Annotated in this window: 10 protein-coding genes and 1 tRNA gene; 4 read left to right on the forward strand and 7 right to left on the reverse strand. The window is 64.8% G+C overall.

All coding sequences use genetic code 11. The features are described from left to right. Nucleotides 1-106: 106 nt before the first annotated feature. The 6 genes from ABD191_RS28250 to ABD191_RS28275 are packed head-to-tail and all read right to left on the reverse strand — an operon-like array spanning nucleotide 107 to nucleotide 1,861. Nucleotides 107-262: a hypothetical protein gene (locus ABD191_RS28250; RefSeq protein WP_344088799.1), complete on the reverse strand. Its 156-nt coding sequence runs from the start codon at nucleotides 260-262 to the stop codon at nucleotides 107-109. Between the two features lie 32 nt (nucleotides 263-294). Then, nucleotides 295-468: a hypothetical protein gene (locus ABD191_RS28255; RefSeq protein WP_344088802.1), complete on the reverse strand. Its 174-nt coding sequence runs from the start codon at nucleotides 466-468 to the stop codon at nucleotides 295-297. Further along, nucleotides 465-1,181 (reverse strand): DUF2637 domain-containing protein, encoded by a 717-nt coding sequence (locus ABD191_RS28260; protein WP_344088805.1) that lies wholly within the window; start codon nucleotides 1,179-1,181, stop codon nucleotides 465-467. Before ABD191_RS28260 ends, ABD191_RS28255 begins: the two co-directional genes overlap by 4 nt. Further along, a complete protein-coding gene (locus tag ABD191_RS28265) occupies nucleotides 1,178-1,426 on the reverse strand; it encodes a hypothetical protein (protein WP_344088808.1) in 249 nt (82 codons plus the stop codon). Before ABD191_RS28265 ends, ABD191_RS28260 begins: the two co-directional genes overlap by 4 nt. Beyond that, nucleotides 1,426-1,671, reverse strand: coding sequence for a DUF6284 family protein (locus ABD191_RS28270; protein WP_344088811.1), 246 nt, complete (start codon nucleotides 1,669-1,671; stop codon nucleotides 1,426-1,428). The genes ABD191_RS28265 and ABD191_RS28270 overlap by 1 nt, the downstream gene beginning before the upstream one ends. A gap of 28 nt (nucleotides 1,672-1,699) precedes the next feature. Continuing rightward, the gene (locus ABD191_RS28275; protein WP_344088814.1) at nucleotides 1,700-1,861 is read right to left on the reverse strand and encodes a hypothetical protein; all 162 of its coding nucleotides are present in this window, start codon (nucleotides 1,859-1,861) and stop codon (nucleotides 1,700-1,702) included. 534 nt (nucleotides 1,862-2,395) lie between these two features. Between ABD191_RS28275 and ABD191_RS28280 the strand changes: the two genes are divergently transcribed. The 3 genes from ABD191_RS28280 (at nucleotide 2,396) to ABD191_RS28290 (ending at nucleotide 4,541) form a co-directional block, all read left to right on the forward strand. Further along, nucleotides 2,396-3,235, forward strand: a complete 840-nt coding sequence (locus tag ABD191_RS28280; protein WP_344088817.1) for a GntR family transcriptional regulator — start codon at nucleotides 2,396-2,398, stop codon at nucleotides 3,233-3,235. Beyond that, nucleotides 3,232-4,122, forward strand: coding sequence for a GNAT family N-acetyltransferase (locus tag ABD191_RS28285; RefSeq protein ID WP_344088820.1), 891 nt, complete (start codon nucleotides 3,232-3,234; stop codon nucleotides 4,120-4,122). Before ABD191_RS28280 ends, ABD191_RS28285 begins: the two co-directional genes overlap by 4 nt. A gap of 155 nt (nucleotides 4,123-4,277) precedes the next feature. Beyond that, on the forward strand, nucleotides 4,278-4,541 hold the full coding sequence (locus ABD191_RS28290; protein WP_344088823.1) for a hypothetical protein: 264 nt from the start codon (nucleotides 4,278-4,280) through the stop codon (nucleotides 4,539-4,541). A gap of 343 nt (nucleotides 4,542-4,884) precedes the next feature. On the opposite strand, the gene ABD191_RS28295 is transcribed toward ABD191_RS28290, so the two are convergent. Next, nucleotides 4,885-6,606, reverse strand: coding sequence for a hypothetical protein (locus ABD191_RS28295; protein ID WP_344088826.1), 1,722 nt, complete (start codon nucleotides 6,604-6,606; stop codon nucleotides 4,885-4,887). Nucleotides 6,607-7,168: 562 nt separating this feature from the next. Here ABD191_RS28295 and ABD191_RS28300 point away from each other — a divergent pair. Then, nucleotides 7,169-7,246, forward strand: a tRNA-Tyr gene (locus ABD191_RS28300). The last annotated feature ends 3 nt before the right edge of the window (nucleotides 7,247-7,249 follow it).

Below are 7,249 nucleotides of genomic sequence, written 5' to 3' on the forward strand. Positions count from 1 at the left end.
GGGCACTGCCCGCACTCGTTGTTGGACACTCGGGGGTACCTCCATGCGGAGAGGGCCGGCGCGCGGCCATCGGTTTCCAGGCCATCGGGCCGCGCGCCGGGCGAGGTCAGTCGGACAGTGCGCCCATGAACGTGGTCAGGCTGCTCGCGAGGGTCTTCAACCCGCTGAACACGGTCCGGGCGGTCGTCGCGGCCCCGTGCGGGTCGGACACGACGTAGAACGCGAGCAGCGCGAGCAGCGCCAAACCGGCGAGCTTCCTCATCAGGGGTTCCTTCCGTCAGATGAGCGGGGGACTCAGAACGGCGCCGTCGGGATCTCGTCGCCGTTGGCGAGCGCTTCGATCGCGTCGCGCAGGTGCTCGGCGACGTACTGCCGGTCGGTGTCCTCGCGGTCGAGGGCTACGTACGCCCATGCCGCGAGGTCGCCCAGCGCGGCGCGGAGCGCGGCGAGTTCGGCGGCGGTGTTCACGCGGCGACCGGCTCAAGGACCGGCGCCGGGGCGGGTTCGGGCGTCGACACGCTGTCGACAGCCTGTCGACGGTGCCGCTTGACCGTCGCCTCCGACAGGCCGAGCTTCGAGGCGATCGCCGCGTCGCTCGCGCGCGGGCTGCGCGCCACGGCGGCGGCCACCTTGTCGGCGGCCGAGGGCTGACGCTTCGGCGTCGTGCGCCGCCGCGTCGGCGCCTTGACCTGCGGCGTGACGGATGAACCCGGGGCGCTAACGTCACCACCAGGGACGACGACCGCGGGCGTAACGTCACCCGCCGTCGACGGGCTAACGTCACTGGCCATCTGGGCGGTAGTGGTGATGCGCTTGCCGGCGCGGGACAGGATCTCGACGACCAGCAGCAGCGCGACGGCGGGCCACGCGGCGACGATGCGGGCGCCGATCGTGTCGTGGGCGTGGGCGACGTTCGCGCCGACCGACGCGAGCACACCGGCCAGGAACGCGATCCGCGCCGACCATCGCACCTTGCGGCCGGCGGCCTTGTCGTCGGCCATGGCGACCGACGCGACGACCAACATGCCGTCCACCGACAGCGGCAGCACGTACGCGACGTCGGCGTTCTCGCCGACCTTGAGCGCGACGCCGACCATGTGCCAGTAGGACGACCAGGCCGCGATACCGGCCACGGCAGCGGCGGCCAGGTTGCGGGCAAGTCGCGTGCTGTTGAGCTTCACAGCGTCACCTCCACGGGGTGCGGTGCGGTGCGGCGAGCCGGGGTGGCGGGCCGCGCGGGGGACGGGGCGTAGAGCAGGCGGAACAGGGCCAGGTGAATGGCGACCAGGTCCGCGCCGTGGCCGTCGTAGTACTCGGCGGCATCGGGGTAGCCGTGCAACGCGAGCACGTGAGCGACGTCGAGGACCAGGCCGTAGGTGAACCGGTCATCGGTGTCCGTGGCCGGCATCGGGAACTGGCTGCCCATCAGGCGGCCCGCCGCTCAACGTCGGCGGCGGCGCTGTAGAACGCGGCGGCCTCGCGGCTGACGCGCTGCTCCGCGCGGCGCAGCCGGCGCCAGTCCAGCTCGGTGAGCGGCCGGTCGGCGCACAGGACGGCGATCTCAGCGGCGGCCAGGTCCATCTCAGCGGCGATCAGCGGCCACTCGTGCTCGATGGCGGCGAGGTCGGCGGGTGTCGGACCGTCGTCGTCCGACATCAGGTTGATGATCATTGGTGTGTGGTGTCCTTCCGGGATGCGGTCAGGCGGCGCGGCGGCGCGGCTTGGCCGTGGGAGTCGTGCAGGTCTGGCAGTGCGTCTGGTCGGGGGCCAGCGCGGCGAGGTCGCCGCAGCCGTCGCAGTGGCGCCAGACGTGGCGGCGCTTGGTCGTGATCCGCACAACGGCGGCGAGGTTCGAAGACACGGGATCGGCCCTCCTCCGGGTCGGGACACAACGGGAATTGGCGTCCGGTCCGGCGGCGGCCATCAGGGCAGCGCCGCCGGACCGGCGAACACAGGGAGACCGCACGCCGACCGGCGTCGGGCGGTCTGGGATCTTGCACAGCGGCAGACCTCGTGAGGTGTGCGCGCTCTTGACGGGCGGCCGGGCACGATGCGGTGCCCGGCCGCGCACGGCCCCTACGAGTAGGGCCTACGAATGGCGCACGGACGCTACGCCGTGCGCGGCGCCAGATTCGGAGGGAGGCGCGGCCCTGATGGAGTTATCAATGTCCAAGCGGACTCAGCGGTGTCATGGCGTGCGGCAACCTGTGCCGCCGTTCCCGTCCTTGCTGCCTGACGATCCGCCCGTAACGGGCGAATCGGACTGGACTTGGGCGTGCGCCATCGACCGAGGTCGAGTCGGTTGCCCGTCTGCGTAAATCGCTTGTCGCGTCCGCACCAATGCCTAGGTGTTACATATTGACTAGATAATCGGTACTGAGATGATGCTGCCTTGGTGTCCGGTCTGGTGTCAAGCCCTTTGGCCACATTGACTAAAGACATTGGCGTGTCGACCGAGGTAAAAAGTGGTGTGGACACCATGCGAGGGTCGACGCTGCCCGCTTATCAGCGCATCGCGAGCGCCATCCGCACCAAGATCACATCCGGCGAACTGGCTCCAGGCGAGCAACTCCCCACCGAGCACGAGATCGCGGAACAGTACGGCGTAGCACGTCAGACCGTGCGCAACGGACTTGCGCTGCTCGTCAGCGAAGGTCTGATCGTTTCCCAGCGACCCCGTGGTCACTTCGTCAGGCGACGTGAGCACATGATCTACCGGCCACAGGCCGAGTCCAGGCCGCAGCCCGCTTCACCGGAGATGGACCGGTTCTGCCAACAGATCACGGAAGAAGGCCGGACGCCGACGCAGACGATCGACGTGTCTCTTATCGCTGCGCCAGCAGACATTGCCCAGCGCCTTGAGCTGGACGAAGGAACGCTGATCGTTGCCCGGCGGCGCGTCCGTTCGATCAACGGCGAACCGGTCAACATCAACGACTCACACTTTCCGCTGGAGATCGTTAAAGACTCCGAGATCATGTCCCCGGCAGACATCCCGCGAGGCACTAACCAGGCACTCGCCGACCTGGGCTACGCGCAAGACAGGGCCATCGACGAGTACTACTGGCGCATGCCCACACCCGAGGAGTCCCACCGATTGAGTCTCGGCGCAGGCACGCCGGTCGTGATGCACATCGTCACGGGGTACACGGTCGACGGGCGCCCGGTTCGCTGTACCCGCAACGTCCTTCCGGGTGACCGCCACATGATCGTCTATGAGCGGAAGTGGGAATGAGACTCACGCTGCGGCGGGCCGACGCCGAGGACTTCGACACGGTAATGGCCCTGCTTGCAGACAGCATCGCGTGGCTACGCGGGCAGGGTCTGGACCAGTGGTCAACGGCCGACGCGTGGCCGGCGAAGATACGGCGCTCGCTCGACTGCGGCGACGTGTGGCTACTGAACGACGACAGGCCGATCGGCACCATCACCGTCGAGACGAGCGGTGATCCGGACTTCTGGACCGCCGCAGAGCGCAGCGAGCCGGCGCTCTACGTCTCCAAGCTCGCCGTGAGCCGCGATCGCGCGGGCCACGAGCTGGGCGGGCTGCTCCTTGAGTGGAGCCGAGCGCACGCCCACGCGCTCGGCTCCACGTGGGTGCGACTGGACGCATGGAAGTCCAACCCTCGCCTGCACCGCTACTACCTCGACCGGGGGTGGAAGTACGTCCGGACCTGCGACAATCCGAGACGACGATCGGGGACGCTGTTCCAACTTCCTGCCCAACCGCTCGGTCCCGAACCACGGAGGCGACTGCACGAGATGCCCCACGCGACAGTCCTGCCCACGAGTTACATCTCGATCGACTTTGACCCGGCCACCAATCACCAGCCGCGTCACCATCACCGCGCGCCGGGCATCGTGGTCGACTACCCGGGTGCTGGTCGCTTCACGGCTTTGCTGTTGGCCGATGCGAGGTACCGCCTACGTCATGACGGGACCGCCTGGATCCTGGAAGGCGATCAGGGCGGCGCTCGATGGGAGCACAACGGCGCAGTCGTGAACGAGTCGATCGGCCTCGACCCGGCCGTGGTCTACGTGCTGAGCCATTGTGATCTGCCTCAGGGCGGCGAGGAGCCATGCGGCGTCGTCATCCGAGTTCAGCCGGCCGACTACTCGTGACTCCCTAGGCACGTGTCCCCGGTGTCCCCGGTGTCCCCGAATGTTGTCTGACCTGCACATTCTATTTTGATCTAGGGGGACACTGGGCTAAAGGTGTCCCCCTAGATCACCAAACAAGGCTGCCGTTAGAACAAGCGTTCGCCTAGACTCAGGCCATGATCGAGAAGGTCGGGCGCTGGTGGAACGGGTCTTGGGGCCGGATTGCGCGAGCCGACATCTCGCTACGGAAGATCACCATATGGCGTGTCGACGCCCGACGGGGCGACGCCGACTCGCACCGCACCAGCCGCAGCGACTTCGCGACCGAGGCGGATGCCCGCACGTTCGTGGCCCGGCTTATGGATGCGTGCCCAGGCGAGTGGCGAGACATGCTGGACGCTGACCGCAGCAGCACGGACCGCCAGTCGCACGGCCGGTAAGTCCATGGCTGAAACGCTGGGGGCTACCGGTCCGCGGGGATACGTCACCACCGGCCCGCTCAAAGTTGACGTTTGCGACCTGAGCGTGACGCAACAGCCGCGGACGAGCGCCTGGCAAACGTCATCGCTCGCGCTCGTTGAGGGGGATGCGTCACCGCACGACCCGGGCGCAAATGTCACCGCCAGCGGGGCTGCGTCACGTGCCGCTGCAGCAACCGATGCACCGCTGCTGACCCCATGGCGATGGAGCTCATGCCGTAGAACTGGGCGGTGCCCAGCATCTTTGGCGAGGCGTGTTTCAGCGCACGTTGCATGACAACTGCCGGCGCTATGCCGACCGCTGCTATCGAATCCACTTCACAAAGTTCGTCCAAATAGTGTTGTCGCCCATGTCGGCAAACAGAAAGGTGATAGCTGCGACCGCCAATGACACGAGCGCCACCCAGAGCGCAATCTTTCCAACGCGGCTCGACTCTGCGCTTGACCCAAGTGTGGCAACCGTCAGAAGAACGTCTCTGTAGGCCGCGTCGTCAGCGACCAGTTCTTCGAATCCGCTACGCACGTTCTCGCCAAGATTGTCGATAAGACTGAACTTCCCGATCCCGGCAGACCCCTTATAAGCTGGACCAGCTTGACCTACAACCTCGATTCCTATAAATTGCTGCCATCGTTTGTCCCAAACGGCGCATAGGTCGCGTGCGACTGGGGCGAGGTCCAGTCCGGGTGATAGCAATTCTCGTCTGAGCTTTTTTAGGCTGGAAATGCGATAGCTTGCATGCAGCTCGCGTGCCGAGTCTTGGGCGTTGGTATATGAAGCGCGTAGTTCACGCAAGTACCGAGCGCCTGCCGTGTATAGGATAAATGATCGGATTGCGTCGTCGAACATTGCCGCGAACGTCGATGCACTTCTTGGTCTTGGTCCGTATCCTGGCTGATCGTTAAGTTGATCTACCCGTTCATATTTTCCGACCACACCCCAGCAATTACGCAGCACTTCGGAGTCGCGGATTTCTTGCACGGGAGCAAAGACGCATCCGGGGATAGCGGGTGATAGGAATATGCGGAAAGGGTCGCCTTCCATGCCGAGTGCGCGAAGCGGTGCGCGGAGCGAATGCGGGGCTTCCTGTAGCTCCGGGTCGAAGGTCTCAAACAACGTGAAGTCGACGACGGGTTGTCCATCGGTCGTGGTTGCGAAGAATCCCGCGCAACGTTCCGACAGCCATTTCCTACCGAGATCATGAAGTCGCTTACGCTCGTTTTGGGTTGCTCGTAGCGCTGCGAAGCTCCTATTCTCAACGCTAGGTCGCCGTGCACCGCGCCACGTGAAGGTCGGCTCATGCTGCGCGTGCCATACTGAATTCAAACTGTTCTGGCCAGTATCGGTGAGTCTAAAAAAGGCTACGACAACGGTTAGGCTTGGGCCGACTTGAAGAGCCGTGATTTCTACTAGAGAGAACTCGACTGGCAAACTTTCTCGCCATCCGTCCGGCACAAGAAGCCCAGAATTTGGGCTCACCACTGATCCAAGCTGAATCCAGGAGAACTGCCCTCTACGTCTAGCTAGGCTAACATGGTCGGCATTGGACAGGTTCTCGCGTAGGAACAAACGGTCGCGATCCCACCCGTTTGCTCGGAGTGCACGTTCTAGCGCCGAATACTGGCTGGGGGGAAAGAATTCGGCGACCCAGATTCCGCCTTGCCTTATCTGTTCCTCGCCGGGGACGTGCAAATTGTCCCAGGGGTCGTCGAGAGGTGTGGCTTTTGCGCGGGCGTACTCGTGGAACGGTATGACGAAGTTGACCAACCTTTCTAAATATCTGCGAACGGGCCACGGCACGAACCTTTGTCGCTTAGAGCTGTGGCACCAGCGCGAAAACCGATAGGGGATGTCGTACCAGCGCCACCGAGTTCCGATCGACGGAACCAATTCGTATACGTGCTCTCTAATTTCTCTCCTCTTGCGAAGCACATCACTTTCGTCCTGAGCATCGCCTGCAGGTGGCTGGACATCGTCACGAGCGGCTCCCATTGAGCCCCCTTCTTGATCAGTTGAACGTTCGCTCATTGAGTCCTCCCAGGGAGCCCTGCGCCGAGTCTATGTCCGGTCCAGCCACATAGTATTTGTATCTAAATGCGGTCGCTTGACGCCGTTGAGCGCAGGACACCCCACGCGGGTTGGGCGTAGATCAGTGTTGCGATTGTCGCGAGAACGAGCACTGCCAACTTCGTCACGGATGCGCGCACCGCCTCATTGTGCGCATAGCGCACAACGGCCTCACGGGCTCGACGCGGCGATGCGGACTCGCACCGCCGGACGCGCCGGGACTTCGGGACGGAACATCGCAGACCGCTGGTCGCAGGGTCGATGGCCGATGGCTGAAACACTTGCTGGCAGCGGCCTGCGGAGCATCCGTCACAGCCCGCGCTGCTCAGTGACGTTGCGCCCGGGACGTGACGCAACAGCCGCGGACGAGCTCCGGGCAATTGTCACCGCAGTCCAGGGCGCATCCGTCACGCCGGCGGGGTTGCGTCACCGGCTCTGCGGCGGACCCGGCATCCCCGCCCAGAGTGTTTCAGCAGGTCTTATGGCAACCGTGTGGCAACGGCCGTCGAATTGACCTGGTACGGGCAGGTCAGCGGCCGTCCGTCGGCTGGACTGTAAATCCGTCGCGAAAGCTACGAAGGTTCGAACCCTTCACCCGCCACAA

Source organism: Luedemannella helvata (assembly GCF_039528415.1).
Classification (GTDB): Bacteria; Actinomycetota; Actinomycetes; order Mycobacteriales; family Micromonosporaceae; genus Luedemannella; species Luedemannella helvata.

Excerpts from the sequence above, each read along its gene's own strand:
- ABD191_RS28290 (WP_344088823.1), top strand. The coding sequence starts at position 4,278 with ATGATCGAGAAGGTCGGGCGCTGGTGGAACGGGTCTTGGGGCCGGATT.
- ABD191_RS28270 (WP_344088811.1), bottom strand. The coding sequence starts at position 1,671 with ATGATCATCAACCTGATGTCGGACGACGACGGTCCGACACCCGCCGAC.
- ABD191_RS28295 (WP_344088826.1), bottom strand. The coding sequence starts at position 6,606 with ATGAGCGAACGTTCAACTGATCAAGAAGGGGGCTCAATGGGAGCCGCT.
- ABD191_RS28250 (WP_344088799.1), bottom strand. The coding sequence starts at position 262 with ATGAGGAAGCTCGCCGGTTTGGCGCTGCTCGCGCTGCTCGCGTTCTAC.
- ABD191_RS28265 (WP_344088808.1), bottom strand. The coding sequence starts at position 1,426 with ATGGGCAGCCAGTTCCCGATGCCGGCCACGGACACCGATGACCGGTTC.
- ABD191_RS28285 (WP_344088820.1), top strand. The coding sequence starts at position 3,232 with ATGAGACTCACGCTGCGGCGGGCCGACGCCGAGGACTTCGACACGGTA.